Raw genomic sequence first — 26,340 nt, 5'->3', positions numbered from 1 at the left:
GCATGAGCGATTCTACGGCCGGCTGGGAGACGCCCTACGGGACCACTCCGGGAAGCTCGACCCCATCGCCGGACGTGAGCCCGCAGTGGGGAAGGCAGGAGCTCCGGATGTTCTTCTGGCTCGCCATCGCCAGCACAGCGATTATCGGCGCTGCAGGCACGGTCGCCTGGCTCCTCGTGCATTAGCTCGCCGTTCTCGGGGCAACCTTATCTAAGCGGCCCCGGTCCCGAACCCGCCGGCGCGGTTTCGGGGCCGTGGGGTAGCTTGGACCATCCTTCTTGCTTGGGGTGCAAGAGACTCCGATTCAAATTCGGACGGCCCCACCGGCCGCCCGGCTCCCGCTCGGGGCCGCTTCAAGTACGGTCGATTCCTCGGCCGTGTTCCCATGGTCCGACGGTTTGTGGCAGAGCGTCGGCGCGATCCGTACTACCGCGCGGCGCAGAAGGAGGGATTGCGCTCGCGGGCGGCGTTCAAGCTGACGTTCCTCGCCTCCCGATTTCCCATCCTCCGGCCCGGGGCCCGGGTCCTCGATCTCGGGGCCGCCCCCGGCGGCTGGTCGCTCGTCGCGCGCGACCTCATCGGCCCTCGGGGCACGGTCGTGGCGGTCGACCAGCGCGCCTTCGAGGCCGCCGAGGGCATCCACCCGATCCACGGCCGGGTCGGTGACCCGAGACTTCTCGCGCGACTCGGACGCGTCGGGTTCGACACGGTGCTCTCCGATCTCTCGCCCCGGATCAGCGGGGCGTACGCGACCGATCACGCCCGCAGCGTGGAGCTCGTTCGCGCGGCGTTCGCGCTCGCCCGCGAGGTACTCCGCGAGAACGGCTCCTTCGCCGCGAAGGTGTTCGACGGCGACATGCGCGGGGAGCTCGAGGAGGAACTGCGCCCGTACTTCGCCCGATGGGCCCGCACGAAGCCTCCCGCCTCGCGCGAACAGTCCTCCGAGATGTACCTGATCGGCCTCGGCTTCTCGGCGAAGCGCGGGCGTCCGAGCGCACCCACTTCCGTGCCGCCCGGCCCCCTCTAGACACTCTCGACGGACCCGAAGCGAGGCGGCCGTGCGCCGGGAGCCCCGATAAATAGAGGGACGATATGACCTCGGCCCACTGTTTTTGAGGGTCGATTACTCGTGATCCGTTTTGGACCTGCGGGGATCCCTCTTTCGTGCAAGGGCCGAACCCTGCGCGATGGGATCGCGGACATTCACCATCTCGGCCTCACCGCCATGGAGATCCAGTTCATCAAGGTCAATCCGCTCTCGCGGCTCGCCATGGACGAGGAGGTGGCGAAGAGCCCGCGGGAACTCCTCCAGCAGCTGGTCGTAACGGTGGGCAACAACGGCGCCGCGGGGGCCCAACCGACCTTGGCGATGCTGACGAGCCCGCTCAAGCGTCGCGACAACGTCACGACGATCAGCACGAGCCTCGCGAAGGACTACACGGATCTCCAGCAGACGAAAGCGCTCGCGCGGGCACTGGACGTCGATCTCACGCTGCACGCCCCGTACTACGTCGACTTCTTCGGCAGCGACGAGGCTCGGGAACGCTCGCAACGCCAGATCCAGTGGGCGGCGGTGCTCGCCGAGGGCCTCGGCGCCCGGATGGTGATGACCCACCTCGGGTTCTACGGCGCGGTCGGCCACGACCAGTCGATCGAGGCAATCACGCAGATCGTTCAGGAGCTCTCGACCTGGCTCAACCAGTACAGCAAGGGCACGGTCCGCCTCGGGATCGAGCCGAGCGGACACCCGGACGTTTTCGGCTCCCAGCAGGAGGTGCTCGAGCTCGTCCGACGGGTCAAAGGAACGGTCCCGATCCTCAATCTCCCGCATCTCGCCGCCCGAGAGGGCAAGACGTTCGAGAAACCCGAGGACCTCGACCCGGTGCTCCAGGAGTTCCTCCGAGCGAGCGGCGGGTCCCTCTACCTGAACTTCTCCGGGGTGGAGATCTACCGCCCCGGGGAGTTTCGGCTCACCCCGATCAAGCGCGGAACGGTTCGGTTCGACCCGCTCGCCGAGCTCTTGGCCGAGCGCGACTACGACGCCACCGTGATCTCGAGCTCGCCGCTGCTCGAGCACGACGCGATGTACATGAAAGTCCTGTACGAACGGGCGCTCACGCGGCGCTGGATGAAGAAGCACAGCCCGCCTCCCGCACTCGCGTCCAAGCCCAAGGCGACCGCACCGATCCCGAGCAAGACGAAGCCGTACGCTCGGCCCGCGTCGCGTACTCGCCCTTCCGTATCGAAATCCCACGGCCGCCCGAAGCGAGGGCCGACCCGCCGTGCGAAGAAGCAGAAGCGCCGGGAGGGTCGACGCCATGCCGCGCGACACCGCTGACCCGGAACTCTTCCTCGCAGCCGAGCGCTACATCGGAGCCCGCGTCAGCGCGGCTCTCGAACGGATCGATCCTGCGATCCTCGTCAAGATCGTCGATCTGCTGGACCACGCTCCGGCGATCTTCGTCTACGGCGCGGGCCGCAGCGGGATCATCGGCCGGGCCTTCGCGATGCGCCTCGTCCAAACCGGGCTGCGGGCGTACGTGATCGGGGAGAGCGTCACGCCGATCGTGAAGCGGGGAGACACGGTCTTCATCCTCTCCGGTGGAGGCGAGAGCTACTCGAGCATGCAGACCGCCAACATCGTTCGCCGCGAGGGCGCCGAGCTCGTGGTGATCACGGCGCACGCGCGGTCCAAGCTCGCCCACACGGCCACGGCGCTCATCGCGCTCGAGTTCTCGGAGGATGCCGAGCGTCCCCGCTACGCCCCGCTCGGTACGCTGTTCGAGTCGGCGAGCTTGCGCCTGACGGACGCGCTCGTGGCCGAATCGATGCGCACGCGAGGAGAGACGGAAGAGTCGATGCGCCGTCGTCACGCCATCATCGTTTAGACCCGCGCCGTCCCCGAATCTTTATGGGATAGGCATCCTCCCTCGTCGGCGTGCCGAGCCGGCCATCCAAACCGAAGTCGGAGACGCTCGTCCCGATCCCGACCCGCTTCTTCGTGACGAGCGGTCGCGGGATCAACAAGACGAGCGAGCTCAACGCCTTCGATCTCGCGCTCCTGAAAGCCGGGATCGGGGAGCAGAACCTCGTCAGCGTATCGAGCGTCCTGCCGATCGGCATCCGGCAGATCGACCGCGCCGAGATCGCGCGCGGAGCGATCACCCATTGCGTTCTCGCCCGCCACAGCGGGGGAGAGGGCGAGGTCATCAGCGCCGGCATCGCCTTCGGGTTCCGGACCGACGGAGAGGGTGGGTACGTCGCCGAGGGCCATCTGCACGGCACGCAGAAGTCGCTCAAGGAGTTCCTGAAGTGGCGGATGGAAGAGATCGCGCACTTCCGTGGCGTGGAGCTGAAACGGATCTACTACCGGACCGAAGAGCTCGTGATCCCCATGGATCACTATGGCGTTTGCATCGCCGCGTGCGTGTTCCTGCCGTAGCCCTAGAGCAGGCGCCGGAACAGGAGCTTATCGTCGAGGCTCCCCTCGATCTTGAGCTTCTGAGAGAAGATCGCCTTCATCGGGCCGATGTCCTTGCGGACGAGTCCGTGGAACGTCGCGACGTCCGTCGTGATGGTGATGTCCGCCGGGCCGGTGGCCGAAGTCCGCAGATTCCCGAGACGTCCTCCGCGCAGATCCACCGCGTACGATCCCGCGTCCGTCAGCCGAAGGCGGATCGTGCGTTCGAGGCCCGAGAGCTCCTCGGAGACCCCGGGGTTCGTCTCCGCGCGACGGTTGAACCGATCGACCAGTAGCGCGAGTTCCTCTTCGATCGTCATGGCGCAAAGTCGTCCAGCGTGCGAGCCGATCGTTCGGCCATAAGTCTAGCCGTTGTGCGCCAGGAGGAGCGCAGCCAGTACGGCCGCTCACCGGCGCGAGGGAGGTGGTCCTTCAGGAACGCGATCGTGACCGGGTCCGTTTGATATCCGCTGCCGACATCCGCTCCCAGTTCCTTGCCGAGGGCGACCATCGCCCGATCGCGGACGACCTTCGCGACGATCGAGGCCGCGCCCACGAGCGGGATGTCCCGATCGGCCTTGTGCCGGGAGACGACCTCCCCTTCCCAGCGGGAGAGCCGGCGGACCAGGGATCCGAAACGGGGCGCGTTGGCGTCGCACGCGTCGATGTAGGCCCGGTCGGGGCGCATCCTGCCGATCATCTCCCCGAAGGCGCGGGCCTCCAGCTGGTTCAAGGCGCCGCGCGCCACCGCCGCGTCGATCTCCGGGGGCAATAGCGCGATGGTCTCGCGACGGCCGTACCGGCCGAGCTGCTCGTAGATCTCCTCCCGAAGGTTCGGAGCGAGCTCTTTGGAGTCCCGGACCCCGAGCTCCTGGAGGCTCTCCAGGCGCTCCTCGTCCATGGCGAACCCGCCGACGATCAAGGGACCCAGGACCGGGCCACGGCCGGCCTCGTCCACTCCGAGCACGGTCCGAGCGGTCATGAGGTTCCTTCGCAGGACACAAGCCCACACGGGGTCTTAGTCGCGGCGGTGAGGCCACCCGAACCGCGGGATGGACGTGTCCAGCTCACGGCGCGACCCGCGATTCCCCTCGACAAAGGTCATATATGAACTCCCGCGTGCCCGCGACCCGCACCATGGGAATCTGGCAAGGACGATCCCGACGCAAGCGCACCGGAGGCCGGCTCCGCCCTATTCGCAAGAAGCGCCGACATGAGATCGGCCGAGAGCTTCAGCTGGCGACCGTCGGCACGGGCACCGTGAAGAAGTACCGCGTCCGCGGCGGGAACCGCAAGATGCGGATCCTCACGGCCACGACCATCAACGTCTACGACCCCTCGACCAAGCTCACGCGCAATGTCAAGGTCGTCACGGTTCGCGAGAATCCCGCGAACCCCAACTACGTTCAGCGGAACGTCATCACGAAGGGCGCGATCCTGGAGACGGAACTCGGACGCGTCCGCGTTCGCAGTCGCCCCGGCCAGGACGGCGTCCTGAACGGCGTCCGCATCGACGCCGGCGCGTCGGCGGCGTAGATCACGGACGGCGATCGCCGTGCCCGACCACTTCTACGTGTATCCGGCCTACCTGTCGGTGGAGCTGTCGCGCCGCGACGGGCGGCGGGTCCCGACGGCGATGGCCAGTGCGCAGGTCTCGACCGCGGAGATCGTGGCGGCCGCGAAGCGGCTCGGCTTTACGGCGGAGATCGAGGCGAACAAGCAGTACCCCCGACAGTTCCACACGTACGCTGGTCGGGTCAAGATCTCGAAATCCAAGGGCACAACAAAGGCCCGGTTCCTGACGGCCATCGCCGCGGAGATCCACAAAGCTCGCCCCACGGCGGGAGCACACGCGTAGATGGAGGAACCGGCCACGGTATACTTCACCGGCACCGCCGGGGCGGGAAAGACCACGCTCGTCCAGGCGTACGGAGCTTGGCTCAAGAGCGCGGGGTACGACGCGACGATCGTCAACCTCGACCCCGGAAGCGAGGCGACGAACTTCGAGCCCGACGTCGATGTGCGCGAATGGGTGCGCCTGGCCGATGTCATGGACGAGTACGGCCTCGGGCCGAACGGAGCGCAGGTCGCGGCGGCCGACCTGATCACGATCAAGATCTTCGAGATCAAGCAGGCCATCCAGGAGCTGAAGACCGACTACGTCCTGGTCGACACTCCCGGCCAGGTGGAGCTGTTCGCGTTCCGCGAATCCTCGAAGGCGATGGTCGAGGCGCTCAGCGGTGACCGTTCGGCGATCGCGTTCCTGTTCGATCCGGCGCTCGCCGCCCGACCGACCGGCTACGTCTCCCTGTTGATGCTCGCCGCGACGGTCGAGTTCCGCCTTCGGCTCCCGATGATACACGTGCTCTCCAAGGCGGACATCCTGCCGGCGGACCGTCTCGCCCAGATCGCCTCGTGGGTAGAGGATTCTTCGGCGCTCTACGAGGCGATCACCGCGGAGACCCCGACCCCCGATCTGCAGATGTCCACCGAGGTGTTCCGAGCGCTCGAATCGATGGGCGCGCTCGCGGGGGCCCTGCCCGTCTCGGCCAAGGAGGGAACGGGGCTCGAGGTGTTCTACCGTTCCTGCCAGGCGATCTTCGCGGGCAGCGAGGATCTCGAGCCCTCGCACGCCCCGAGCGAAGAGTAAGCCCAGCTTACTCGGTGAAGAACAGGCCCATGCCTGTGGAAGCGGACTCGTCCTCTTCCTTCATGCGGCGAAGAACCTGCTCGTGCTCGGCGGGAGGAAGCTTCGTCCCGATCTTTGCGAACATCTCCTCCGCGGTCTTGACGGCCTCCTCCGAGCCCTCCACCAGGACGAAGAGCTCGCCTGCCTTTCCCCCGAGCGTTGCCGCATCGCGGATCTTCTGACTCTGTCGAGAGATACGATCCTCCTTCAGGATCGTGTCGAGCTCGGCCCGCCGGGTGCTGGGAACGGCGAACAGGATCGCGGCCATCTCTAGACCGACCCCGACCGCGTATTTGGGGTTGATGCGGGCGGCCATCCCGAAAACGGATCGTCAAGATTCGAGAGCGACCGGACGACTTCGCGTGCACGCATGTCTTTATGGGGGAGCCGCCGGATTTCACTTGGGAGCAGCCCTCGGTGACGGTTTCCAGCCGGCCCCTCATGCATCGTACCGTGCACTACGGGGCGATCGTTCTCATCGGAGCGGTCCTCCAGTTCATCGCCGCGATGATTGTCGCCCAGTTCGGGTACCCCAACTACTCTCTCGCCCAGAATTACATCAGCGACCTGGGGAACACGATCCAGTCCCCGTGGTACTACGTCTTCGACGGTTCCATCGCGGTGCTCGGGGTCCTGGCCGCGATCGGGATCCTGCTCATCTGGAGTTCCTTCGCCCCCGGCTCCGCCCGCGCGATCGGGCTGCTGCTGCTATTGATTGCTGGCGTCGCCGCGATCTTCGTTGGAGCCTTCCCCGAGAATCTCAACGGGACCGTCCACTCCATCGCCTCCCTGCTCGTCTTCGCGCCGAGCGGTCTCGGCCTCCTGATCCTCGGTAGCGGTGCGATGCCGGCACGAACGCACTGGGCCCCGTTCCGCGCCTTCACGATCGTTCTCGGAGCCGTCACGCTCGTAGCCCTTGTGATCTTCCTGTTCAGCCTCTGGGGTCCGCTCGGGCCCGGCACGGTCGAGCGGATCATCGTCGCTCCGGTGCTCCTGTGGGCGATCGTGATCAGCACCCACCTCCTCCGGCTGCCCGCACGCGCTCCCTCCCGATTCGTTTCGCGCGTCTAGGCGGTTCATCGCCCGAGACCGGAGATCCGGACCCGTCTACAGGGTGGTGAGCTTCGCTTTCTCGGCGCGGTCGATCGCCGCGAGGAACGTGTCGGCGTACGCCGCGACGGCCGGCGCAGCGTACTGCTCGACCCGGCCGGCATCGCATAGTTCGGAGAGCTTCGGATCGAGAGGAAGGTGCGCGATTACCGGGACGCCGTACTCGCGGGCGACCGCTTCGACGTGGCTCGGTCCGAACGGGGCGATATGGTGGCCGCACTGGGGGCACGTCAGTTCGGCCATGTTCTCCACGATTCCGATGAGCGGGACGTGCAGGTCGCGCGCCATGTTCATCGCCTTCTTGACGATCAGCGCGGCGAGGTCCTGCGGCGTGAAGACGAAGATCATTCCGTCGATGGGGATCGTCTGGAAGACGGTGAGCGGCACGTCGCTCGTCCCCGGCGGCATGTCGATGAGCAGATAGTCGAGCGCTCCCCAGTTGACACCGCCGAAGAACTGAGTGATGAGCCGCGTCACGAGCGGTCCCCGCCAGATCACGGGAGTTTGCTCGTCCTCAACGAGGAACTGGGAAGAGATGACCACAACCCCGCTCGGAGAGGTCGACGGTTCGATGCCTTCGCCTCGGTCGACCAGCGGGCCGGTCAGGCCGAACAGTTTCGGAACCGACGGCCCCGTCACATCGGCGTCAAGGACCCCGACGTGCAACCCCCTGCGACGCAGCTCGGCGGCGAGGAGGGCGGTCGCTGAGGATTTCCCGACACCACCCTTTCCACTCCCGATCGCGACCACGTGCCGGATCTGGCCCTTGTCCATCCGCTGAAGGACTCCGCGGCTCGGGCCGCGAGGCTGAGGACCCATCGGGGGCGTGGAAGGAGGGTGGACGCCCTCGACCGGGGGATCGGTCGCCATATCGAACCGGAGAACGATGCCGTGTCTATATTACGCGCGCTCCCGTGTCCCGCCGGGGGGAGCCGCGCGCATGGTAGTGGGTCGATCGCCGGCACTCGAGGAGCTGTTCCGTCCTCGCTCGATCGCCGTGATTGGCGCATCGAACCGGCCGGGAGCGGTGGGCGCGGCCCTGTTCCGCAACCTCCTCGCGGCCGGATATCGGGGAGTCGTGTACCCGGTCAACCCCGCGTGGAAGAGCGTTTCGGGCGTGCGTTGCTACTCCCGCGTCTCCGATCTTCCCGAGGCCCCGGAGCTCGCCATCGTGATCGTGCCCGCACCTAAGGTGGAGCGGGTCGTCGACCAGTTGGGCCGGCGCGGGACCCGCGGAGTCGTGGTCATCTCGGCTGGCTTCCGCGAGATCGGAGCGGAGGGGGAGATCCTCGAGGACCGCCTGATCCGAACGGTGCGACGCCATCGAATGTCGATCGTCGGACCGAACTGCTTCGGTGTGCTCAACACCGACCCCACCGTCGGCCTGAACGCCACCTTCAGCGAACAACTTCCTCCCCGCGGCAACATCGCGTTTGTCTCGCAGAGCGGAGCGCTGTGCGCCGGGATCCTGCAGTACGGGATCGCCGAGCGGATCGGCTTCTCCCGGTTCGTATCGATGGGCAACCGAGCCGGGGTGGACGAGAACGATCTCCTCCTATCGCTCAAGGACGACGAGGCGACCAAGGTCGTGCTCCTCTACGTCGAGAGCCTCGCGGACGGGCGTCGCTTCCTCGAGACCGCCCGAGAGGTGACGGATACCAAGCCGGTGCTCGTCATCAAGAGCGGTCGCACCCCGGCGGGCGAACGTGCCGCACTGAGCCATACCGGCTCGCTCGCCCACTCCGGCCAGGATCGACTCTACGACGCGCTGTTCGCCCAATCGGGCGTCCTGCGAACGGAGACGATCGGCGAGCTGTTCCGCTCGGCCAAGATCTTCGCCACCGACGCGCGCCTCGCCGGCCCGCGGCTCGCCATCCTCACCAACTCCGGCGGACCCGGGATCGTCGCGGCGGACGCGTGTGCGCGCAACCATCTCGAGCTTCCCGTTCCTACCGCCCGGATCCAGCGATCCCTCGCTCCCCATCTCTCTCCCTCGGCCAGCCTCGCGAACCCGCTCGACATGACCGCGGACGCGAGGCCCGAGCAGTACCGGCGCGCCTTGCGGAGCCTCCTCTCTTCCCCCCAAATCGATGGAGCCCTCGTGATCGCCACCCCGACCGGGCCCCTCACGGGCTCGGCCGCCGCCGCCGCGATCTTGGAAGGCCGCGGGCCGTCCAAGAAGCCCGTGGCGGCCTGTCTCTTCGGCCTCACCGATCTCTCCCGCGAGGTCGGGTACCTCGAGGAGCGGGGCGTGCCCACCTTCACGTTCCCCGAGGAGGCGATCCAGGGACTCGCCAGCCTCCAGCAGTACAACATCTGGCGCGCCCGCCGGCGCACGAAGGCGCGACGGTTCGTGGTGGACTCCCGCCGTGCCCGCGCGCTCGTTCGAAGCTCCCTCCGACGGGGAGAGACCGTGCTCCCCGAGTACGTCGCCCGCACGCTCCTCGAAGCGTATGGCATCGGATTCCCCGACCACGCCCGCGCCCGGTCGCGGACGGAGGCGATTCGGCTCGCCGCGACGGTGGGCTACCCCGCCGTTCTCAAGGTCGCCTCCCGGGACATCTCCCACAAGACCGATGTCGGCGGGGTCGCGCTGCATCTCGCGGACGCGGAGGGGCTCGGGCGCGCCTGGGACCGGATGCAGCGGGCAATCGCCGCGAACGCTCCGAAGGCACGGATCGACGGGTTCGAGATCGAACAGGAGATCTCCGGGGGTAAGGAGGTCCTGATCGGGATCCAGCGGGACCGTAACTTTGGCCCGATTCTCGTCTTCGGGATGGGCGGGATCTACGTGGAGGTCCTTCAGGATGTTACCTTCCGGCTCGCCCCGATCGTGCCGCTGTCGGCAGAGAACATGGTCTCGTCGATCCGGGCCTTTCCCCTCCTGCTCGGAGTTCGAGGCGAGGCGCCGAGCGACCTGCCGGCCCTATATGAGACGTTGGAACGGATCTCCCAACTCGCGGTGGAGATCCCCGAGATCGCGGAGTTGGACATCAACCCGCTGATCGTACGGGCCCGCGGGAAGGGCGCCGTCGCAGTGGACGCCCGGGTCGTACTCGCTCCGACTTCCACAACGGAACGTCGGACTTCAACCGCTCGATGAGCATCGACGTCGCATCGAACGCCGCGCGCCGGTGGGCGCTCGCCGCCCCGATCATCACCGACGGTTCGCCAACGGGGACGGTCCCGATGCGATGCCAGATCACGATCCGACCCACCCCGTAGCGCTCCCGGGCCTCCGCCTCGAGGGCCCGGAACTCCTCCAACGCGAGTGCGCGGTGCGACTCGTAAGTGAGCGCCCGGACCGTTCCGGCCCGCGTCCGATCGGGCCGAACGCGGCCCACGAACAGGACGATCCCTCCGAGGCCGTGGACTCCGAGCTCCTTCAACGCCCGCGCCGACGATAGGGGCCGGGCGGAGAGCCGGACCGACAACCGATCATCCCCCGCTGTACGGCGGATGGATCGCGAACTCATCGCCCGGCCGGACGCGCGCCGACCAACCCTGTACGTACTCTCCGTTGCGGGTGAAGCGACAGCTCGTCAGGATCCCGGCGAGACGGGGGTAGTCTCGGGCCAGCAGCGCGACGACCTGGCGCACGGTCGACCCGCTCTTGGGGATGTCGACATCGACCCGGGGCCGTCCCACGGCTTCCCGGGCTGTCGAGAACAGGAGGACCTTCAGGCGTCGATTCACGGACCGTGTTAGTCCCCCGCCAAGACTAATCGTTATCCCACCGGGCGCCCGGGTTCCCGAACCGCTTAATTACGCTCGCCCGCTCCATTCGGTTCGTGCCGGAAATCTCGCTACGCGCCGGAGGCGAAGCGGGCGATGGGATCGCTTCGATCGGGGACGCGTTCTCCCGATCGTTCTCCCGGATGGGCCTGCACGTCTTCGGCCTGAACGCCTACCAGTCGGTGATCCGCGGCGGCCACGTCTGGTTCCAGGCGCGCACCTCCTCCGAACGTCCGTACTCCCAGGGCGACGGCGCCGATCTGCTCTATTGCCTCAACCGGGAGACCTTCGACGTGCACGCTCCCGCGCTGCGTCCGGGCGCGACCGTGATCTATGACCCGGAGCGGCTCAAGATCGCGGACTCGGAACTTCCCGTGGGAACCCGAGCCCTCTCCCTCCCGACGATGGAGCTCGCCCGCAAGTACACGACGCAGCCGATCCTCCAGAACGCGGTAGGCCTCGGGGCCGCGGCGTTCATCTCGGGCATCCCGCTTGACGTGCTCCACGGCGTCCTGACCGATTCGTTTGGCAAGAAAGCCGGAGACATCCTCCAGTGGAACCTCCGCGCGAGCACCGACGGCTACGAGTACACCCGGCAGCACGCGAGCATCAGCGACCGTGCCGTCCATCGGGCCGGGCCTCCCAAACTCCTCATGACCGGCAACCAGGCGATCGCCCTCGGGGCGGCCGCCGCGGGCTGCAAGTTCCTGGCCCAGTACCCCATGACTCCCGCGACGTCGATCATGCATTGGCTCGCCGCCCACGCCCAGGAGCTGGGGATCGTCGTGAAGCAGGCCGAGGACGAGCTGGCGGCCATCCACATGGCGATCGGAGCCTCCTACGGCGGGGTTCGTGCGATGACCGCGACCAGCGGGGGAGGATTCTCTCTGATGGTCGAAGCGCTGGGGATGGCGGGTATGACCGAGGTCCCGCTGGTCGTGGTGGAGTCCCAACGTGCGGGTCCATCGACCGGGCTCCCGACGAAGACCGAACAGGGGGATCTCAACCTCATGCTCGGGGCGGGACAGGGCGACTTCCCACGCGCGATCCTCGCTCCCTCGAACCCCGCAGAGGCGTATCGGGCAACGATCGACGCGTTCCGGCTGGCTGAAGATTGGCAGATCCCGGTGCTCTTGGCGAGCGATCTGCACCTTTCGGAGAGCATCGCGACCGTCGATCGGGACGAGATCCCGACCGACGTCCCGATCCCTTCGCTTCTCACGGTTCCGTCGGGGACGGCGGATTACCACCGCTACGCCTACACCGAGTCCGGTGTATCGCCCCGCGCCCTACCCGGCCAGCCCGGTCTCCAGTACGTGACGGGGTCGGACGAGCACGACACCAAAGGTCACCTCATCTCCGACGTGAGGTCCGGCATTCCGGTCTGGATCGCGGAACGCACCCACATGATGGACAAGCGCATGCGCAAGCTCGCCGGGGTCATGGCCGCTTCGCGTCCTCCGGTCTTCGAGGGTCCCGCGGATGCGGCGCTGACGTTCGTGGCGTGGGGATCGACCATCGGCGCCATCCGAGATGCCATGCCGCTCCTCGCGGCCCAGGGCCGCTCGACCAACCTGCTGCACTTCCCCACCGTGTTCCCGCTGCACGCGGAGGCGACGCGCGCGGCGATCGCGAAGACGAAGAAGACCCTCCTGGTCGAGGGGAACTTCACCGGTCAGTTCGGGCGCCTCCTTCGGGCGGAGACGGGGATCCACCTACCGAACACGCTACTCAAGTACGACGGGGAACCTTTCTATCCGCACGAGCTCGTCGCGCGAGCTCGGGAGGTACTCACCCATGGCTGAAACGAGCGCCCGTCCGGTCCCGAGCACGACGGGGCCCGCACTCCCGCTCATCGGTAAGTCCGACACCAAGCCGACCTGGTGCCCCGGATGCGGGGACTTTGGGGTCGTAGCGGCGGTCGAGATGGCCGTCAAGCGCTTGCAGATCCCCAGCCACAACGTCGTGATCGTTTCGGGGATCGGCTGTTCTTCCAACCTCCCGCACTTCCTCTCGAGCTACGGGTTCCACGGCATCCATGGTCGGGCCGTCCCCGTCGCGGAAGGGATCCACTGGGCGAACCACGACCTCACGGTCATCGTGACCGGGGGGGACGGGGATGGCTTCGGGATCGGCATCGGTCACCTCGTCCACGCGATGCGGCGCAACGTCAACCTCACGTACGTCACCATGGACAACCAGATCTACGGACTGACCACCGGCCAGGCGAGCCCCACCTCGATGATGGGGCAGCGAACGAAGTCGACGCCCGAGGGGGTGATCGAGAACCCGATCGATCCGATCTCGATCGCGCTCGCGAGCGGCGCGACCTACGTCGCCCGGGGATTCTCCGCGGAGGTCAAGCACCTCGCGGACCTCATCGCGAACGGCATCCAGCACAAGGGGTTCTCGCTCATCGACACGATGAGCCCCTGCGTGACGTACAACAAACTGAACACGTTCGACTACTTCCGGCAGCGGGTCTACAAGCTCGAAGCCGCCGGTCACGACCCGACGAGCCTACCCAAGGCGTTCGAGCGATCGATCGAGTGGGGCGACAAGATCCCGATTGGACTGTTCTACTCGACCTCCAAGCCGACGTACGAGGACCTCGAGGAGGTCCTGCAGGGCGGCCCGCTCTGGACCCAGCCTGCGGGACTCAAGGGCCACGAGAAGGTCCTGGACGAGTTCATCTAGCCGTACTTCTCGCGGCCACAATCGCTTTAGGACCCCCGCGCGCTGGTACCTACGATGACGGCTCCCGGGGATTCCGAAGAGGCCCAGCTCCTGGACGAGCTGCACCGGGCGCTCGCGCAGGCTCCCGCGAAGCCCCGCGAGATCGAGGTGGGCATCGCTTTGTCGATCGCGCTTGGCCGCCAGCGTCCGTCGGTCTCCTGCGGAGGGTGTTCCACCCCGCTCGAGTTCGAGGGGATTCCGGCCCGAACGAACGCCGGGATGCGGACCCCGTTTCGGCTCCTCTTCGAGCCGTCCGCCTCATCTTAAGAGCCCCCGACGGTCCCGGGCGCGGAGCGATCGCGATGTCGATATCGATCGTGGGATCGTTGGCCTGGTTCGTCGTCACGACGATGACGTACATCGGCCTGCCCGGGCTCTTCCTCCTGATGGTGGCCGAGAGCTTTGGCATACCGCCACTGCCGAGCGAGGTGATCCTGCCGTTCGCGGGGTTCCTGGTCGCGGATGGGGTCTTCGGGCTCGAGCCGACGATCTTCGTCGCCCTCGCAGGGGGCTTGGTGGGGGCGTTCGCCGCGTATGCGGTCGGTCGGTGGGGCCGGGAATGGCTGGCACGACGATCGCTCGGACCGCTGCAGTTCGACCCGAAGAGCATGGCGCGCGTGGACGATTGGTTCGCCCGCAGGGGCGAAGTCACGGTCGCCGTGACCCGGCTCGTCCCGGTCATCCGCAGCTACATCAGCTACCCGGCGGGGTTCGCCCGGATGAAGCTGTGGAAGTTCGGCGTCTACACCCTGCTCGGCGCGATCCCGTTCACCCTGGCCTTCATCTACGCCGGCATCCGGCTGGAGGGCAGCTGGACGATCATCCAGGGATACTTCACCGTCCTCAACTACTTCTTCATCGTCGCCGTCGTCCTGGCGGCCATCTATTTCCTGCTCGTGTTCACCGACCAGATCACGTGGGGGTGGCCCCCGCGGCGCATCCCGGGGCCGGCGAAGACCAAGGACGGTTCGCCCCCGGCGCGGGATAAGGCCGAGTAGGTCACTCGGCGATCGAGCGAGGTTGCGGGGCGGATCGAGCCGGGGCGAACTCCGGACGAACGATCGTCCCGCCCAGGCCCCCAACGAATTCCCCACCCTCGACGATGCGCCTTCCTCGTAGGTAGTGCTCTCGGGGGAAGATCCCTTGCCACCCTTCGAAGGCCGTCCAGCCGCACGGCGCGTGTAGGTCGCGGGCCGCGATGGCGCGGCGGTCTCGGAAGTCCACGACCAGGAGGTCCGCGCGGTGGCCGATGGCGATCCGCCCCCGCGGCTGTCCGATCCAGCGGGCGGGGCGATCGCAGGCGGCCGCGAGGAGGACGGGGAGGGGCAGGTCGCCCGCGCGCACTCGGGCGAGCAGGAGTGGAAGCATCGTTTCGACGTTCGGCATTCCGCTCGGGGCGAGCGGGAAGGGCCGCTGCTTCTCTTCCGAGGAGTGGGGGGCGTGATCGCTCGCGAGACACGGGATCCCTCCGCGAACGAACGCTTCCCACAGCGCACGGCGCTGCCGCTCCGAGCGCAGCGGCGGATTGACCTTGAATTTCGTTCCGTCGCCCGAGCGCTCCGAGAGCAGGAGATGGTGGGGCGTCGCTTCGAAGGAGTCCCCCTCCTTCCGGAGGCGTCCGGCGATCGTCGCGTCCGTCACGTGTGCCACGTGAAGGCGCAGGCTGCGGGGCCCGCGCAGGAGGGCATCGACCGCGGTGCGCTCGGCGTCCACGGGACGGACGCGGTTCCAGTCCGGAGGGTTCGCGGGCTCGATCTCTCGATGGAACCGGTCCGGATTCTCGGCATGAACGGAGAGCGGTAGGTTCGTCGCCGCCACCCGCTTCAGCAGCAGATCGAGGTCCGCGCTCGTGGGGACCTCGTCGACGTCGGTGGTCGGGCTCAGATAGAGCTTGAAAGCGCCGGCCCGACGTGCGAGGACATCGATCGGGGCCCGTGGGGTCGCGGCGGCGTAGAGAAGGACGTCTACGAGCGCGCGCCCCTGGGCTCGGGCCTCCTTCGCCCGCAGTCGGTCGAGCGTATCGACACGAGGCCGGGTGTTGGGCATGTCGGCCACGAGCCCCACACCCCCGAGGGCGGCCTGCAGCGTCCCGGTCGCGAAGTCCTCCGGTTCGGACTCTCGGCCCGGGTCCCGGAAGTGGACGTGCAGGTCGGTGGCGGAGGGGAGGAGGAGTGATTCGCCGACGTCGTGGCGGGGAGCCCCTCGGAGGCTGCGGCCGATCGCGCGGATCGTTCCTTCCTCATCGATGCCAATCTCGATCGATCGAATCTTGCCCTCGAGCCATGTCCGGCCGGCGAGGATCAAAGCGAGCTCGCGGGAACGACCGCCTTCGGGGCTCGATCGGCGAGTGGCGCGCCGGGACGCAGTCATCGTACCTCCGAAGACCCGTCCTGCTAAAGAATGCGCCGAGGGCGGCGAACCGCTATGTGGTCGCGGGTCTCGTGGGGAACGTGAGCGCCCTGGTCCGTCCGGCGACCCCGAAAACCTACGCTCAGAGCGGCGTGGACCGATCCGCGGTACGCGAGGCGCTCCAAGCGCTCGTGGGAGGCGCTCCGTACCGGCCTCCGCCTTCGCACGGTCGCGCGGTCGATGCGCCCGGGCACTTCGCCGGCCTCTTACGCATCGGGAAGGAGACGATTGCCGTGACGACCGACACCGTCGGGACGAAGGTGCTGGTCGCGGAGGAGATGCGACGCTTCGAGGAGGTCGGAGAGGATATCGTCGGAGTGAACGTCAATGATCTCGCCGCGGTCGGTGCGCGCCCGGCCGGTCTGGTCGACGTCATTTCGTGTGCCGTACCCGACCCGAAGGTGTTCGCGGAGATCGGGCGCGGCATCGGACGAGGTTTGCGAACGGCAGAGTGTACGCTCTTAGGAGGGGAGACCGCGGTCGTGCCCGATCTGCTCGACGGGTTCGACCTCGGCGGCACGGCCGTCGGATTCTTCCCGCGGGGCCGCCGGCCGATTGTCGGCCGGGGTATCCGCCCTGGAGACATCCTGTTGGGGATCCCCTCGGCGGGATTCCATGCCAACGGGTTCACGCTCGTCCGCCGGATCATCTCGGAGTGTCGAATCGATCTGACGCAGCCGCGTGAGGGCGCGCGCGGGTCCCTCGGTGCGGAACTCCTGCGTCCGACGCGGATCTACACACCGATGTCCGAGGCGCTCGCGGACCGGCCGGACGTGCGTGGATTCGCCCACATCTCCGGCGGTGGGGTCCGCAATCTGTCCCGACTGAACCGGAACGTTGCCTTCGTGCTCGATCGCTGGCCGCGTCCCGAGGGCCTCTTCGCCTGGATCCGCGAGCTCGGCGGGCTCTCCGACGAGGAGATGTACCAAACGTTCAACGTCGGGATCGGGTTCGTGGTGGTCGTCGCCCCCCACCGCCTGGCAGAAGTGCGGCGGCGGCTCGCCCGGGCCGGAGCTCCGGACGCCCTCCCGGTCGGGCACGTGGAACGGGGGAGTGGCGTGCGGATCCCCGAGCTCGGACTGGAGTATTCCGGATACTCCTGAACTCCGGGCGCTCGGGATACATCGGGCGCGGATCGCCTTCGTTCCCGAAGCTATATGCGAGTTCGCCGAGTGGGAACCCGATGGTCCCAGGCTCTCGAGGGCGCAGCGTCGCCATCGCGCTCGCCACCCTCGCCGCGTTCCTGTGGGCGACGTACTACGTCTTCGTCCTCTGGCTCGCTCCGTCCACCTCAGCCTCCGCGGTCCTCATCTGGCCGTTCTTCGTCGGCGGCGGACTCTTCGCGCTCTACGCGGTCGCGAAGGGCCAGGGAGCTGCGTTCTGCAGGCTCTGGGCGGACCCCGCGGCGTGGTTGCGGATCCTATTCGCCGTGGGGATGCAGATCTCGACGCTAGCGGCCACGTACACGGCCGGACCGATCGACACCTCCCTGCTCGCTCTGATCGGCGATGTCGTGGTCGCCCCGCTCGTGCTCATGGTGCTCTATCTGGAAGGTCGAGACCGTCTGCGGTCTCGCGAGTTCATCGCAGGGCTGTCCCTTAGCGTCGTGGGCGGGGCCCTCACCATCGTGGGGGGTCATGCCATCGCTCCGATCACGGGGTGGGCGGTGCTCGTCATCCCGATCCTCCCGATCTCGGTCGCATTGTACTTCGTCACGACCGCGCGTGCCGCCCGATCGGTCCCGATCAGCGCGCTGAACGCCCAGGCGTTCCTCGGCGCGGGGATCGTGCTGCTCGTCCTCTCGCCCGTGCTCCCGGGGGGCGTCTCGGGCCTGTGGACGCTGGATATCACTTCGACCGGCCTCCTCGTCGTCCTCGGTGCGATTACGTTCTTCCTCGCTCCTCTGTTCTACTTCCTAGCGGTGGAGAAGGCCGGCCTGATCCTCGCCGCGCTGCTGATGGCTTCCATCCCGGTGTTCACGCTCGCGCTCTCGGTCGGGGTGCTCGGGATCGTTCCCACGCTGCTCGGGGCGCTCGGAGTGCCGGTGGCTCTCCTCGGGGCTATCTTCGCGATCCAGGGAAACCACCCACCCTGGACCCCGGACTACAAATCCGGCGGCGGGGCGAGCGCAGGGTAGCGACCCGAACCGCGCTAGTCCCATTCGCTGAGCGAGCGCGTGCTCGTCCGACGCTTCTTGGGCCCCGCGATCTCGGCGATCGGGGTATCGAGCGTCGCCGACGGCCGGCCGCTCCGATCGGGCGTCGATCCGGGGGAGTGCCCGAGCCGCTGCTGGTGCGTCCCCTGCAGGAGAGCCTGCGCATCCCAATCGAAGACTTCGGTCACGCGTGCGAGGGTCTGCGCCACGCGGTCCGCGTAGTATGCCCAGTCCGGCTCCTTCGTGAACGGGCGCCCGTCGATCCACGGCTCGATTTCCTGCGGGCTGACGTGGGAGTTCGTGACGATCCAGGCGACCTTCATGCCGGGAATGACGTCGTATCCCTCGCTCTGGAGCTGCTTGAACACCCGGAGGAAGGGGAGCGCGGCGCGGGTCCCCTCGTTGTACTCCTCCTCCGCCCGGACGCTGCGGGCGATGACGAGCTGCGCCGGCAGGACCTGCTTCTGCCGCACCGCGAGCACGAGCTCGCGCGAGCGCCGCAGCAGCCCCTCCGTGTCGCCCTTGAGCACGAGATCGAACACTTCCATGAGCGCCTGCGATTGGTACTCGAAGGAGTCGCTCCGCCGGGTCTCGTAGCCTCGCACGACGAGCTCCTCGCGCGGCCAGACCTGGCGGCCCACGTACCGCTTCTTGGCCCCGTGGGAGAAGAACGACTCGTAAACGGACTGGAACTCGAAGGCGACGTTCTCCTTGGTGAATCGGGCCGCGATCGCCTCCCCGAAGGCCTTCGCTCCCTCGAAGGTGGGTTCCGGGGCGCGGATGAACACGCTGTCGGTGTCGGAGTAAACGACCTCGTGACCGTCGGCCTCGAGCGCCCGGATGATCGAGGTGATCTGTTCACGGGCGAACGAGGTGATCGCCGCGCCGATCGATTTGTTCGTGAAGCGATAGAAGCTCGACGCGAGAACGCCGTAGAAGGAGTTCATCAGCACCTTGACCGCGTTCTGGAGACCGTCATAGTACTGGCGCATCTCCGGGGTCGCCGCGCTCCGGGAGAGGGAGCGGAAGCGGTCCCGGTCGGCGAGGAGCTCGCGCAGGATCCCCGGGATCAGACCCGGACGAACGTCCGCGGAGAGGAAGCGGGCCCCCGTAGGGCTGACGTTCGTCCCCCGGTCGGACAGGGTCGTGAAGCAGATGTTCTGGGCGATGATGATCGACGGATACATCGACTTGAAGTCGAGCACCACGACCCAGCGGTAGATCCCCGGTCGGATCGTGTGGACGTAGCCACCCTCGATCGCCGCCTCGCGACGGAGCCGGTGCGTGGGCGGGACGCCGACGTGCTCGGCATCCGCCCGGGGGATCAAGAGGGCGTCGATGAACAGCGACGTGCGGCCGTTGAGGCCCTCTTCGAGCGGGAGGTGCGCGACGGTCGCTAGATCGGCTCCCCGATCGATGGAGCGCAAGCGCTGGAGGATCCGCAGCGCGAGGTCCGCATCGTGCTCGCAATACTCCATGACCCGGTCCGGATCCTTCTCCCACTCCGCGCTGATGTTGCGCCGGTCGACATCGAGCTTGGAATCGGAGAGGAGCATCCGGGCGACGAACTGCAGCGTCTCCTGCTTCGGCCGAAGCTCCCGGTGCGCCCACCACCAGGCATCCGCGATCACTCGGCCCGTGACCCGCCACAGGCGCTCGCCCATGTCGCGCGGCGTCGTCCGGTCCCGGCCGATCCGCAGTTCGAGCCCATGGACCATCGCCCGCTCCTGGAGCAGCGGGATGTCGTACCCGGCGATGTTGTAGCCGGTGATGACATCCGGGTCGTCCTCCAGGACGAACTCCACGAACCGCTCGAGGATCCTCCGCTCGTCCCGATCCCCGAAGCGGAAGGTGCGCCGTTCGCGTCCACCGCCCTCAGCGACGCCGCAGATGGTGAAGATCGTCCGTTCCCGGATGGCGTTCTCGATGTCGAAGGAGAGGGTGCGGAGCGGGGGGCGGAACGCCTCGGCGGGCCGGATGTCCTTCCCTCCTGCGGAGACGACCCGCACGACGTTCGCCGACGTGTAGAGCGCCCGGATCGAGTCCGGTTCGTCCTCGACGTCCAACGTGAGGGTCAGCCCGACATGCTTGTCGTACAGGAAGCGATGGACGAAGGGGATGTCGCAGGCGAGCACGTTCGGTTCGTCCCCGGGGAGGCGCAGCCGGTCCCGATACTCGGGGACCTTCCACGGCGAGCGGATGGTGATGCGGGCGCCCGGGCGTTCCCGACCCCCCAGCCAGACGGGCATCGGCTGGATGTCCACGACCTCGGGGTCGGCCCTCAACCGGTCGAGGACCTCCGCGGCCGGTTCGAGGAGTACGAAGTAGGGGCGGAAGCCGTAGTAGCGCGCCACGAGCGCGGTCCCGTCCCGCGTCTTGCCGAACAGCTCGACGACGACCCCGTTGTCAGCGGCCCGATAGGAGCCCTCGATGAGGAACAGGTCGACCGTGCGCATCCTTGTGGACAGGCCGCCTGGGGGGAAAACCGTTCGGAGCGGTCCGGTCAGCGCCGCTTCTCGTTCAGCCACTCGGCGAGCGTCCCGAGATCTCGTTCCCAGCGTTGGGCGGTGGCGTGGGATCGGATCGCCGCGGGGTGGAGGAGGGGATAGACGTCCCATGCCCCGACCGAGCGCGGGATCCCCGCCGCGGTCATGATCGGGGCCGCTCCCGGGTCCATCGACCTCAGCGCCCATCGACCCAACGTGACGACGGCCCGCGGTCGAAGAAGGGCGAGCTGGCGCTCCAGGTACGGCCGACAGATGCGAGCGGCCTCGACCACGAACCGATTCGCGGGGGGGCGGCACTTGAGGACGTTGACGATCCCGAATTCGGTCGGACCGAGACCGAGGCGCCTGATCCCCTCATCGAGCTTCGCGCCGGCGCGGCCCACGAAGGGCTCGCCCGCGAGATCCTCGGCCCTTCCCGGCGCCTCCCCGATGAAGACGACCCACGGGTGCTCTCCGCCCCGATAGACGACCGCGTGGGTGCGCCCCAGGTGGAGCGGGCAGCGCACGCATCCGCGGATCTCCCGGGAGAGCGCCCTCCACTCCGACCCGACCGCTCCTGCCATGGCCGACCGTACCGACACCCTGAATTATCGCCGAGGTTTCACGATTCTCGAGGTGCCGGTAGCGGGCGCCGAGGCATACTTAAATAGCAGTGCCTGGTGGCACCGACCCTCTCAAGCCTATATGCCGCCGTCGGGGTTGAATACCGCTGGAAAACTCGCGCGCCTCCGCCAGCGGCGACGCTGGTCCGATCGGTATTACAAGCGCCGAACGCTGCATCTGAAGGAGCGCTCGGACCCGCTGGAAGGGGCGCCCCAGGGCCGCGGGATCGTCATCGAGAAGGTCGGGGTCGAAGCGAAACAACCGAACTCCGCCATCCGCAAGTGCATCAAGGTCCAGCTCGTCAAGAACGGCCGACAGATCACGGCCTTCGCGGTCGGCGACGGCGCGATCAGCTTCATCGATGAGCACGACGAGGTCCTCGTCGAAGGGATCGGGGGCCGCATGGGCCGGTCCTACGGGGATATCCCGGGCGTCCGTTACAAGGTCATCCAAGTGAACGGCGTATCGCTCGACGAACTCGTGCGCGGGCGCAAGGAGAAGCCGCAACGATGAAGGGGCCACGCGATCCCCCCAGCGCATCCGCCGCGCTCGCCGTGCCGGTCGACGAAGAGGGCCCCGGGCCCATCATCGTCCGCCCGGTCCCCCCGCCACCCCCTCCGTTCCCGATCCCTCCGCTGTTCGGGAAGTACTCGTTCGAGGGGATCGTCGTCCACGATCCGGGCCTGATGCCGTACCTCTACCTCCACCCGATCTACGCCCCGCACACCGAGGGTAAGCTCTGCGGCAAACCGTTCATGAAGAGCCACATGCACCTCGTCGAACGGCTCGCCAACCGCCTCATGAAGGGCGGGAAGTTCACGGGCAAGAAATCGAAGGCCCTGCGCACCGTGCGCCGGGCATTCGACCAGGTCGCCGAGCGGGAGAAGAAGAACCCCCTCCAGCAGCTCGTCGACGCCATCGAGAACGCCGCTCCGAAGGAAGAGGTCACGCGACTTCAGTTCGGAGGCATCTCCGTCCCGCGCGCGGTCGATGCCTCGCCCGCACGCCGACTCAACGTGGCGATCCGCAACATCACCCAGGGAGCCATTCAGGCGTCCCGCAAGAGCACCAAATCGATCGAAACGTGTCTCGCCAACGAGATCATCCTCTCCGCGAAGGGCGACCAGGCGAGCTTCGCCGTCGCCCGTAAGGAAGAAGTCGAGCGCGTGGCGCAGTCGGCCCGCTAGGCAGACAGGAAGGAACAGCGATGACGCACGTTCGAAGCGAGTTGGCGGCCGCCATCCCCGGCATGATGCGGAACATCAACCAGATCCGCAACATCGGCATCGTCGCCCACATCCACCACGGCAAGACGACGCTCAGCGACAACCTGCTCGCGGCCGCCGGGATGATCTCCAACGAACTCGCGGGAAAGCAACTCTACCTCAACTTCGACGAGCAGGAGCAGGCCCGCCTGCTCACGATCAACAACGCGGATGTCACGATCGTCCACGAGTACGAGAAGCAGAACTATCTGATCAACCTCATCGACACCCCGGGCCACGTGGACTTCGGGGGAGACGTGACGCGCGCGATGCGCGCGGTCGACGGCGCGATCGTGGTCGTCTGCGCGGTCGAAGGGGTCATGGCCCAGACCGAGACCGTGCTGCGTCAGGCGCTGCGCGAGAAGGTCAAGCCGGTCCTGTTCATCAACAAGGTCGACCGTGCCATCAAGGAGCTCAAGCTCACTCCGGAATCGCTGCAAAGCCGCTTCGGAGCGATCATCAGCGAGGTCAACGAGCTGATCCGCCGAATGGCCCCGGAGGAATTCATCGACGAATGGAGCGTCGATCCTCGGGACGGCTCCGTCGCCTTCGGCTCGGGCTACGAGAACTGGGCGATCAGCGTCCCGTACATGCAACGCACCGGGGTCAAGTTCCCCGACATCATCGAGTACGTCAGCACCGGTCGCCAGAAGGAGATCGCGCAGAAGGCTAAGATCAACGACGTGATCTTCGACATGGTCGTTCGTCACCTCCCGAGCCCCGCGATCGCTCAGAAGTACCGAATCCCGAACATCTGGCGCGGAGACCCGACGAGCCCGGTCGGCCTGGCCATGGCGGCGACGGCGGCCGATGGACCGACGACGTTCATGGTCACGGACATCACCATGGACCCGAACGCCGGGGAGATCGCCACCGGCCGTCTGTTCTCCGGGCGCCTCACGAAAGGCATGGAGCTCACGGTCGCCGGCACCAAGATCAAGAACCGCGTGCAGCACGTCTCGCTCTACATGGGACCCGAGCGGCTCATGGTGGAGGAGGCGACTGCCGGCAACATCGCCGCGGTCATCGGCCTCAGCGACGCGTTCGCGGGGACCACGATGTCCACCGATCCCACGATCATCCCGTTCGAGGAGATCCGGCACGTTTCCGAACCCGTCGTCACCGTCGCCATCGAGCCGAAGCACATGGGCGACCTGCCGAAGCTGATCGAGGTGATGCGCAAGGTCGGCAAGGAGGACGCCTCGCTCAAGGTCGAGATCAATCAGGAGACGGGCGAGCACCTCATGTCGGGGATGGGCGAACTCCACCTGGAGATCACCCAGTACCGGATCATCAACGACTACAAGGTCGAGATCGTCGCATCGAAGCCGATCGTGGTGTACCGAGAGACGGTGCGCCAGCCGGGGGGTCCCTTCGAGGGCAAGTCCCCGAACAAGCACAACCGGTTCTTCTTCGAGGTCGAGAGGCTCCCGGACGCGCTTATCCAGGCGCTCAAGGACGGCGATATCCCTCAGGGAAAGTCGTTCAAGGACATGAAGGCCCTCGTGACCCGGATGGAACAGCTCGGCATCTCGCGGGACGAAGGGCGAGGGCTCGTCGCGGTCGACGGCACGAACATGCTGTTCGACGTGACGAAGGGGATCCAGAACCTCAACGAGACGATGGACCTCATCGTCGATGCGTTCAAGGAGGCGATGGCGCGCGGCCCCCTCGCGAACGAGCGCGTGTACGGCCTCAAGGTCCGCCTCGTCGACGCGAAGCTCCACGAGGATTCGATCCACCGCGGCCCCGCCCAGACGATCCCCGCCTCCCGCTCCGGTATCTACGGAGCGATGGTGCTCGGCGACCGGATGCTCCTCGAACCGATCCAGAAGGTCACGATCAACGTCCCGCAGGAGGTCCTCGCGGGCTCGACGCGCCAACTCCAGAGCCGTCGCGGCGAGATCATGGACATGACGAACGTCGGCGATCTACAGACGGTCGTCGCGAAGGTCCCGGTGGCCGAAATGTTCGGATTCGCGTCCGACATCCGCAGCGCCGCGGCCGGGAAGGTGCTCTGGGCGACGGAGTCGATGGGTTTCGAGCCGGTCCCGCGCGAGCTCCAGCCCAAGGTCGTCTCGGAGATCCGCCAGCGTCGTGGGCTCAAGCCCGAGCCGTACGACGCGGCGTACTACTCTGGATAGGCCCTCTTCCCCGCCTGTGCCTCGAACCGCAGACGCGCCGTGACCCCTCCATCGGTGGAGAGGTTGCTACTACATGTCGTAGTAGGTTGGCGTTGGGGGGGGGATTACCAACTACGAACTGTAGTAGGTATACTGTTCGCAAGATACTACGAATCGTAGTTGGTAATCGGCGAGGCGATGTCCGCTATCAGTGGTTGGTCGACCGGTGCCGGGCCCAGTTCTTGGACGCGCCTTCGGTCGGGGAGTCGAGGGTCCGTTGGCGGGGCCGCGGTCCATCGGCGGAACGGGAGCGTAGCGGCCAGGAGTGCTCGCGCTCGAGCAACCAGCGCTTGCGCCACAGACCGAGGCCGAAGCCCGTGATCGCGCCCTCGCTCCCGACCACGCGGTGACATGGGATGACGATCGGGATCGGGTTGCGGGCCATCGACCCGCCCACGGCCCGCGCCGAACCCGTGGTACCCGCCCGGCGGGCGAGCTCGCCGTAGGTCACGGTCCGTCCCGCCGGCACTTCGCGCAGCCGGGCCCAGACCTTTCGATCGAACTCCGAGGTCGTCTCGGGGTCGACATCGAGGTCGAAATCGTCCCGGGTGCCTCGGAAGTACTCCTGAAGCTGCTTCGGAGGACTGCCGGCGGGGAACGGGGGCTTGCGGCGCACCGCTCCCACGGGCACGCCCGTCTGGGGCAGTCCCTTCTCGAGGAGGTCGACGACCCGGACCGATCGTCCCTGGTAGACGACGCGGAAGATCCCGATCTGCGTCGCGACGTCCGCGACCTCGAGCGGTTCGACCATGCCCGATGGAGGTCTCGGGCGCTTATCTCCATTGCCGGGAGGTCATGCAACGCCCGACGGGGTGATGCGGAACTCCGCCGAACCCTCGGGCAGCGATCGGTGCTTGAGGAGGACCACTCGACGCCGATCCCCCGACCCGCGATCGAACCGAAGGATCGTCTTCGCGGCGTGGTTGAGGAACGAGCCGCCGAGCGGCTCGATCGTTCCCTCCCGCATGCTCCGGTACACCTGGTTGGTGAAGAGCACGGGGACGCCGACCCCGAGCGCGGTGGCGACGAGGTCCGCGATCTGGAGGGAGAGCGCCTGGCGCGCCTCGTCCTCGACCGCGTCCGGGCGGGCGAGGCGGTAGTAGTGCGTCGCGGAGTCCAGCACGATGAGTCCGACCGGTCGCTTCGCCTCCCGCGCGAGTGTGCAGGCGGTCGCGACCGCTCGTCCCTGTTCCTCCAGGCTTTTCGGGGAGGAGAGCAGGAGGCGAGAGAGCACGGCCTCCCAGTCCTCTCCGGCGGTCGCGGTCAGGCGGTCCGCGCTGACCCCCTCGGTGTCGATGTAGAACACCCATCGACCCGTGCGAGCGACGCGGCAGGCCACGGCGAGGCAAAAGATCGTCTTCCCCGTGCCGCCTTCCCCGTAGATCTCGGTGACCGAATCGGTCTCGAGACCTCCGCCGAGGAGGCGATCGATCGCCTCCGCTCCGGTCGGGCAACGATCGGCCGGCACGGGAGCCACTACACAGGACG

Annotated in this window: 30 protein-coding genes and 1 tRNA gene; 21 read left to right on the top strand and 10 right to left on the bottom strand. The window is 67.3% G+C overall.

Going from position 1 to position 26,340, the window contains the following annotated elements; translation table 11 throughout:
• Positions 1–2 precede the first annotated feature (2 nt).
• From VMV28_00810 to VMV28_00785, 6 genes are all read left to right on the top strand, one after another.
• A complete protein-coding gene (locus VMV28_00810) occupies positions 3–185 on the top strand; it encodes a hypothetical protein (protein ID HUZ79155.1) in 183 nt (60 codons plus the stop codon).
• 63 nt (positions 186–248) lie between these two features.
• Positions 249–323, top strand: a tRNA-Pro gene (locus tag VMV28_00805).
• Between the two features lie 62 nt (positions 324–385).
• Positions 386–1,027, top strand: a complete 642-nt coding sequence (locus tag VMV28_00800) for an RlmE family RNA methyltransferase (protein ID HUZ79154.1) — start codon at positions 386–388, stop codon at positions 1,025–1,027.
• Between the two features lie 102 nt (positions 1,028–1,129).
• Positions 1,130–2,338 carry a TIM barrel protein gene (locus tag VMV28_00795; protein HUZ79153.1) on the top strand — a complete coding sequence of 403 codons (1,209 nt, stop codon included), beginning with the start codon at positions 1,130–1,132 and terminating at the stop codon, positions 2,336–2,338.
• Complete coding sequence (locus tag VMV28_00790) at positions 2,319–2,888, top strand: SIS domain-containing protein (GenBank protein HUZ79152.1); 570 nt, start codon at positions 2,319–2,321, stop codon at positions 2,886–2,888. The genes VMV28_00795 and VMV28_00790 overlap by 20 nt, the downstream gene beginning before the upstream one ends.
• Positions 2,889–2,938: 50 nt before the next feature.
• On the top strand, positions 2,939–3,442 hold the full coding sequence (locus VMV28_00785; GenBank protein ID HUZ79151.1) for a pyruvoyl-dependent arginine decarboxylase: 504 nt from the start codon (positions 2,939–2,941) through the stop codon (positions 3,440–3,442).
• 2 nt (positions 3,443–3,444) lie between these two features.
• Here VMV28_00785 and VMV28_00780 read toward each other — a convergent pair whose 3' ends face one another.
• The gene (locus VMV28_00780; protein HUZ79150.1) at positions 3,445–3,780 is read right to left on the bottom strand and encodes an SCP2 sterol-binding domain-containing protein; all 336 of its coding nucleotides are present in this window, start codon (positions 3,778–3,780) and stop codon (positions 3,445–3,447) included.
• Positions 3,777–4,442, bottom strand: coding sequence for a ribonuclease HII (rnhB, locus tag VMV28_00775; GenBank protein ID HUZ79149.1), 666 nt, complete (start codon positions 4,440–4,442; stop codon positions 3,777–3,779). The genes VMV28_00780 and rnhB overlap by 4 nt, the downstream gene beginning before the upstream one ends.
• 155 nt (positions 4,443–4,597) lie before the next feature.
• Between rnhB and VMV28_00770 the strand changes: the two genes are divergently transcribed.
• The 3 genes from VMV28_00770 to VMV28_00760 are packed head-to-tail and all read left to right on the top strand — an operon-like array spanning position 4,598 to position 6,110.
• Positions 4,598–4,996 carry a 30S ribosomal protein S8e gene (locus VMV28_00770; protein HUZ79148.1) on the top strand — a complete coding sequence of 133 codons (399 nt, stop codon included), beginning with the start codon at positions 4,598–4,600 and terminating at the stop codon, positions 4,994–4,996.
• Between the two features lie 19 nt (positions 4,997–5,015).
• Entirely contained in the window at positions 5,016–5,318 is a 303-nt protein-coding gene (locus VMV28_00765; protein HUZ79147.1) for a signal recognition particle subunit SRP19/SEC65 family protein, read from the top strand.
• Complete coding sequence (locus VMV28_00760) at positions 5,319–6,110, top strand: ATP/GTP-binding protein (protein ID HUZ79146.1); 792 nt, start codon at positions 5,319–5,321, stop codon at positions 6,108–6,110.
• Between the two features lie 7 nt (positions 6,111–6,117).
• Here VMV28_00760 and VMV28_00755 read toward each other — a convergent pair whose 3' ends face one another.
• Positions 6,118–6,465: a hypothetical protein gene (locus VMV28_00755; GenBank protein HUZ79145.1), complete on the bottom strand. Its 348-nt coding sequence runs from the start codon at positions 6,463–6,465 to the stop codon at positions 6,118–6,120.
• Positions 6,466–6,566: 101 nt separating this feature from the next.
• Between VMV28_00755 and VMV28_00750 the strand changes: the two genes are divergently transcribed.
• Positions 6,567–7,220 (top strand): DUF998 domain-containing protein, encoded by a 654-nt coding sequence (locus VMV28_00750; GenBank protein HUZ79144.1) that lies wholly within the window; start codon positions 6,567–6,569, stop codon positions 7,218–7,220.
• Between the two features lie 36 nt (positions 7,221–7,256).
• Here VMV28_00750 and VMV28_00745 read toward each other — a convergent pair whose 3' ends face one another.
• On the bottom strand, positions 7,257–8,129 hold the full coding sequence (locus VMV28_00745; protein HUZ79143.1) for an Mrp/NBP35 family ATP-binding protein: 873 nt from the start codon (positions 8,127–8,129) through the stop codon (positions 7,257–7,259).
• Positions 8,130–8,199: 70 nt separating this feature from the next.
• Here VMV28_00745 and VMV28_00740 point away from each other — a divergent pair, with 70 nt between their 5' ends.
• On the top strand, positions 8,200–10,362 hold the full coding sequence (locus tag VMV28_00740) for an acetate--CoA ligase family protein (GenBank protein HUZ79142.1): 2,163 nt from the start codon (positions 8,200–8,202) through the stop codon (positions 10,360–10,362).
• Positions 10,359–10,484 carry a hypothetical protein gene (locus VMV28_00735; protein HUZ79141.1) on the top strand — a complete coding sequence of 42 codons (126 nt, stop codon included), beginning with the start codon at positions 10,359–10,361 and terminating at the stop codon, positions 10,482–10,484. Before VMV28_00740 ends, VMV28_00735 begins: the two co-directional genes overlap by 4 nt.
• A gap of 213 nt (positions 10,485–10,697) precedes the next feature.
• Here VMV28_00735 and VMV28_00730 read toward each other — a convergent pair whose 3' ends face one another.
• A complete protein-coding gene (locus tag VMV28_00730) occupies positions 10,698–10,955 on the bottom strand; it encodes a MoaD/ThiS family protein (GenBank protein ID HUZ79140.1) in 258 nt (85 codons plus the stop codon).
• 95 nt (positions 10,956–11,050) lie between these two features.
• Here VMV28_00730 and VMV28_00725 point away from each other — a divergent pair, with 95 nt between their 5' ends.
• From VMV28_00725 to VMV28_00710, 4 genes are read left to right on the top strand one after another with little or no spacing between them, the layout of a single operon-like run.
• Positions 11,051–12,799, top strand: coding sequence for a 2-oxoacid:acceptor oxidoreductase subunit alpha (locus VMV28_00725; GenBank protein ID HUZ79139.1), 1,749 nt, complete (start codon positions 11,051–11,053; stop codon positions 12,797–12,799).
• A complete protein-coding gene (locus VMV28_00720; protein HUZ79138.1) occupies positions 12,792–13,691 on the top strand; it encodes a thiamine pyrophosphate-dependent enzyme in 900 nt (299 codons plus the stop codon). Before VMV28_00725 ends, VMV28_00720 begins: the two co-directional genes overlap by 8 nt.
• A 54-nt stretch (positions 13,692–13,745) precedes the next feature.
• Positions 13,746–13,997, top strand: a complete 252-nt coding sequence (locus VMV28_00715; protein ID HUZ79137.1) for a hypothetical protein — start codon at positions 13,746–13,748, stop codon at positions 13,995–13,997.
• A 35-nt stretch (positions 13,998–14,032) separates the two neighbouring features.
• Positions 14,033–14,728, top strand: coding sequence for a DedA family protein (locus tag VMV28_00710; GenBank protein HUZ79136.1), 696 nt, complete (start codon positions 14,033–14,035; stop codon positions 14,726–14,728).
• 1 nt (position 14,729) lies between these two features.
• Here the strand turns inward: VMV28_00710 and VMV28_00705 are convergent, their stop codons facing one another.
• Positions 14,730–16,100 (bottom strand): amidohydrolase family protein, encoded by a 1,371-nt coding sequence (locus tag VMV28_00705; protein ID HUZ79135.1) that lies wholly within the window; start codon positions 16,098–16,100, stop codon positions 14,730–14,732.
• 56 nt (positions 16,101–16,156) lie between these two features.
• On the opposite strand from VMV28_00705, the gene purM reads away from it, so the two are divergent.
• A complete protein-coding gene (gene purM, locus VMV28_00700; GenBank protein HUZ79134.1) occupies positions 16,157–17,242 on the top strand; it encodes a phosphoribosylformylglycinamidine cyclo-ligase in 1,086 nt (361 codons plus the stop codon).
• Positions 17,243–17,322: 80 nt separating this feature from the next.
• The gene (locus tag VMV28_00695) at positions 17,323–18,276 is read left to right on the top strand and encodes a DMT family transporter (GenBank protein HUZ79133.1); all 954 of its coding nucleotides are present in this window, start codon (positions 17,323–17,325) and stop codon (positions 18,274–18,276) included.
• Positions 18,277–18,290: 14 nt separating this feature from the next.
• Here VMV28_00695 and VMV28_00690 read toward each other — a convergent pair whose 3' ends face one another.
• Together VMV28_00690 and VMV28_00685 are read right to left on the bottom strand one after the other, a co-directional pair.
• Positions 18,291–20,750 (bottom strand): DNA polymerase domain-containing protein, encoded by a 2,460-nt coding sequence (locus VMV28_00690; GenBank protein HUZ79132.1) that lies wholly within the window; start codon positions 20,748–20,750, stop codon positions 18,291–18,293.
• A gap of 47 nt (positions 20,751–20,797) precedes the next feature.
• Positions 20,798–21,364 (bottom strand): uracil-DNA glycosylase, encoded by a 567-nt coding sequence (locus VMV28_00685; GenBank protein HUZ79131.1) that lies wholly within the window; start codon positions 21,362–21,364, stop codon positions 20,798–20,800.
• Positions 21,365–21,485: 121 nt separating this feature from the next.
• On the opposite strand from VMV28_00685, the gene VMV28_00680 reads away from it, so the two are divergent.
• The 3 genes from VMV28_00680 to VMV28_00670 are packed head-to-tail and all read left to right on the top strand — an operon-like array spanning position 21,486 to position 24,813.
• Positions 21,486–21,917 carry a 30S ribosomal protein S12 gene (locus tag VMV28_00680; protein HUZ79130.1) on the top strand — a complete coding sequence of 144 codons (432 nt, stop codon included), beginning with the start codon at positions 21,486–21,488 and terminating at the stop codon, positions 21,915–21,917.
• Complete coding sequence (locus VMV28_00675; GenBank protein HUZ79129.1) at positions 21,914–22,591, top strand: 30S ribosomal protein S7; 678 nt, start codon at positions 21,914–21,916, stop codon at positions 22,589–22,591. The genes VMV28_00680 and VMV28_00675 overlap by 4 nt, the downstream gene beginning before the upstream one ends.
• A 20-nt stretch (positions 22,592–22,611) precedes the next feature.
• On the top strand, positions 22,612–24,813 hold the full coding sequence (locus VMV28_00670) for an elongation factor EF-2 (GenBank protein ID HUZ79128.1): 2,202 nt from the start codon (positions 22,612–22,614) through the stop codon (positions 24,811–24,813).
• A 187-nt stretch (positions 24,814–25,000) separates the two neighbouring features.
• Here VMV28_00670 and VMV28_00665 read toward each other — a convergent pair whose 3' ends face one another.
• Both VMV28_00665 and radB read right to left on the bottom strand, forming a co-directional pair.
• Entirely contained in the window at positions 25,001–25,603 is a 603-nt protein-coding gene (locus VMV28_00665; protein ID HUZ79127.1) for a methylated-DNA--[protein]-cysteine S-methyltransferase, read from the bottom strand.
• Positions 25,604–25,645: 42 nt separating this feature from the next.
• On the bottom strand, positions 25,646–26,320 hold the full coding sequence (radB, locus tag VMV28_00660; GenBank protein HUZ79126.1) for a DNA repair and recombination protein RadB: 675 nt from the start codon (positions 26,318–26,320) through the stop codon (positions 25,646–25,648).
• Positions 26,321–26,340 lie beyond the last annotated feature (20 nt).

This window comes from Thermoplasmata archaeon (genome assembly GCA_035532555.1).
GTDB lineage: Archaea > Thermoplasmatota > Thermoplasmata > Lutacidiplasmatales > UBA184 > Lutacidiplasma.
The sequence above is the reverse complement of the archived record's forward strand: the minus strand, read 5'-3'. Positions and strand labels throughout refer to the sequence as shown.

What these genes read in the sequence shown, in the direction of transcription:
- VMV28_00810 (HUZ79155.1), top strand. Translation starts at nt 3, where the DNA reads ATGAGCGATTCTACGGCCGGCTGGGAGACGCCCTACGGGACCACTCCG.
- VMV28_00800 (HUZ79154.1), top strand. Translation starts at nt 386, where the DNA reads ATGGTCCGACGGTTTGTGGCAGAGCGTCGGCGCGATCCGTACTACCGC.
- VMV28_00790 (HUZ79152.1), top strand. Translation starts at nt 2,319, where the DNA reads ATGCCGCGCGACACCGCTGACCCGGAACTCTTCCTCGCAGCCGAGCGC.
- VMV28_00780 (HUZ79150.1), bottom strand. Translation starts at nt 3,780, where the DNA reads ATGACGATCGAAGAGGAACTCGCGCTACTGGTCGATCGGTTCAACCGT.
- rnhB (HUZ79149.1), bottom strand. Translation starts at nt 4,442, where the DNA reads ATGACCGCTCGGACCGTGCTCGGAGTGGACGAGGCCGGCCGTGGCCCG.
- VMV28_00770 (HUZ79148.1), top strand. Translation starts at nt 4,598, where the DNA reads ATGGGAATCTGGCAAGGACGATCCCGACGCAAGCGCACCGGAGGCCGG.
- VMV28_00760 (HUZ79146.1), top strand. Translation starts at nt 5,319, where the DNA reads ATGGAGGAACCGGCCACGGTATACTTCACCGGCACCGCCGGGGCGGGA.
- VMV28_00755 (HUZ79145.1), bottom strand. Translation starts at nt 6,465, where the DNA reads ATGGCCGCCCGCATCAACCCCAAATACGCGGTCGGGGTCGGTCTAGAG.
- VMV28_00745 (HUZ79143.1), bottom strand. Translation starts at nt 8,129, where the DNA reads ATGGCGACCGATCCCCCGGTCGAGGGCGTCCACCCTCCTTCCACGCCC.
- VMV28_00740 (HUZ79142.1), top strand. Translation starts at nt 8,200, where the DNA reads ATGGTAGTGGGTCGATCGCCGGCACTCGAGGAGCTGTTCCGTCCTCGC.
- VMV28_00735 (HUZ79141.1), top strand. Translation starts at nt 10,359, where the DNA reads ATGAGCATCGACGTCGCATCGAACGCCGCGCGCCGGTGGGCGCTCGCC.
- VMV28_00720 (HUZ79138.1), top strand. Translation starts at nt 12,792, where the DNA reads ATGGCTGAAACGAGCGCCCGTCCGGTCCCGAGCACGACGGGGCCCGCA.
- VMV28_00715 (HUZ79137.1), top strand. Translation starts at nt 13,746, where the DNA reads ATGACGGCTCCCGGGGATTCCGAAGAGGCCCAGCTCCTGGACGAGCTG.
- VMV28_00710 (HUZ79136.1), top strand. Translation starts at nt 14,033, where the DNA reads ATGTCGATATCGATCGTGGGATCGTTGGCCTGGTTCGTCGTCACGACG.
- VMV28_00705 (HUZ79135.1), bottom strand. Translation starts at nt 16,100, where the DNA reads ATGACTGCGTCCCGGCGCGCCACTCGCCGATCGAGCCCCGAAGGCGGT.
- VMV28_00695 (HUZ79133.1), top strand. Translation starts at nt 17,323, where the DNA reads ATGGTCCCAGGCTCTCGAGGGCGCAGCGTCGCCATCGCGCTCGCCACC.
- VMV28_00690 (HUZ79132.1), bottom strand. Translation starts at nt 20,750, where the DNA reads ATGCGCACGGTCGACCTGTTCCTCATCGAGGGCTCCTATCGGGCCGCT.
- VMV28_00685 (HUZ79131.1), bottom strand. Translation starts at nt 21,364, where the DNA reads ATGGCAGGAGCGGTCGGGTCGGAGTGGAGGGCGCTCTCCCGGGAGATC.
- VMV28_00680 (HUZ79130.1), top strand. Translation starts at nt 21,486, where the DNA reads ATGCCGCCGTCGGGGTTGAATACCGCTGGAAAACTCGCGCGCCTCCGC.
- VMV28_00675 (HUZ79129.1), top strand. Translation starts at nt 21,914, where the DNA reads ATGAAGGGGCCACGCGATCCCCCCAGCGCATCCGCCGCGCTCGCCGTG.
- VMV28_00670 (HUZ79128.1), top strand. Translation starts at nt 22,612, where the DNA reads ATGACGCACGTTCGAAGCGAGTTGGCGGCCGCCATCCCCGGCATGATG.
- VMV28_00665 (HUZ79127.1), bottom strand. Translation starts at nt 25,603, where the DNA reads ATGGTCGAACCGCTCGAGGTCGCGGACGTCGCGACGCAGATCGGGATC.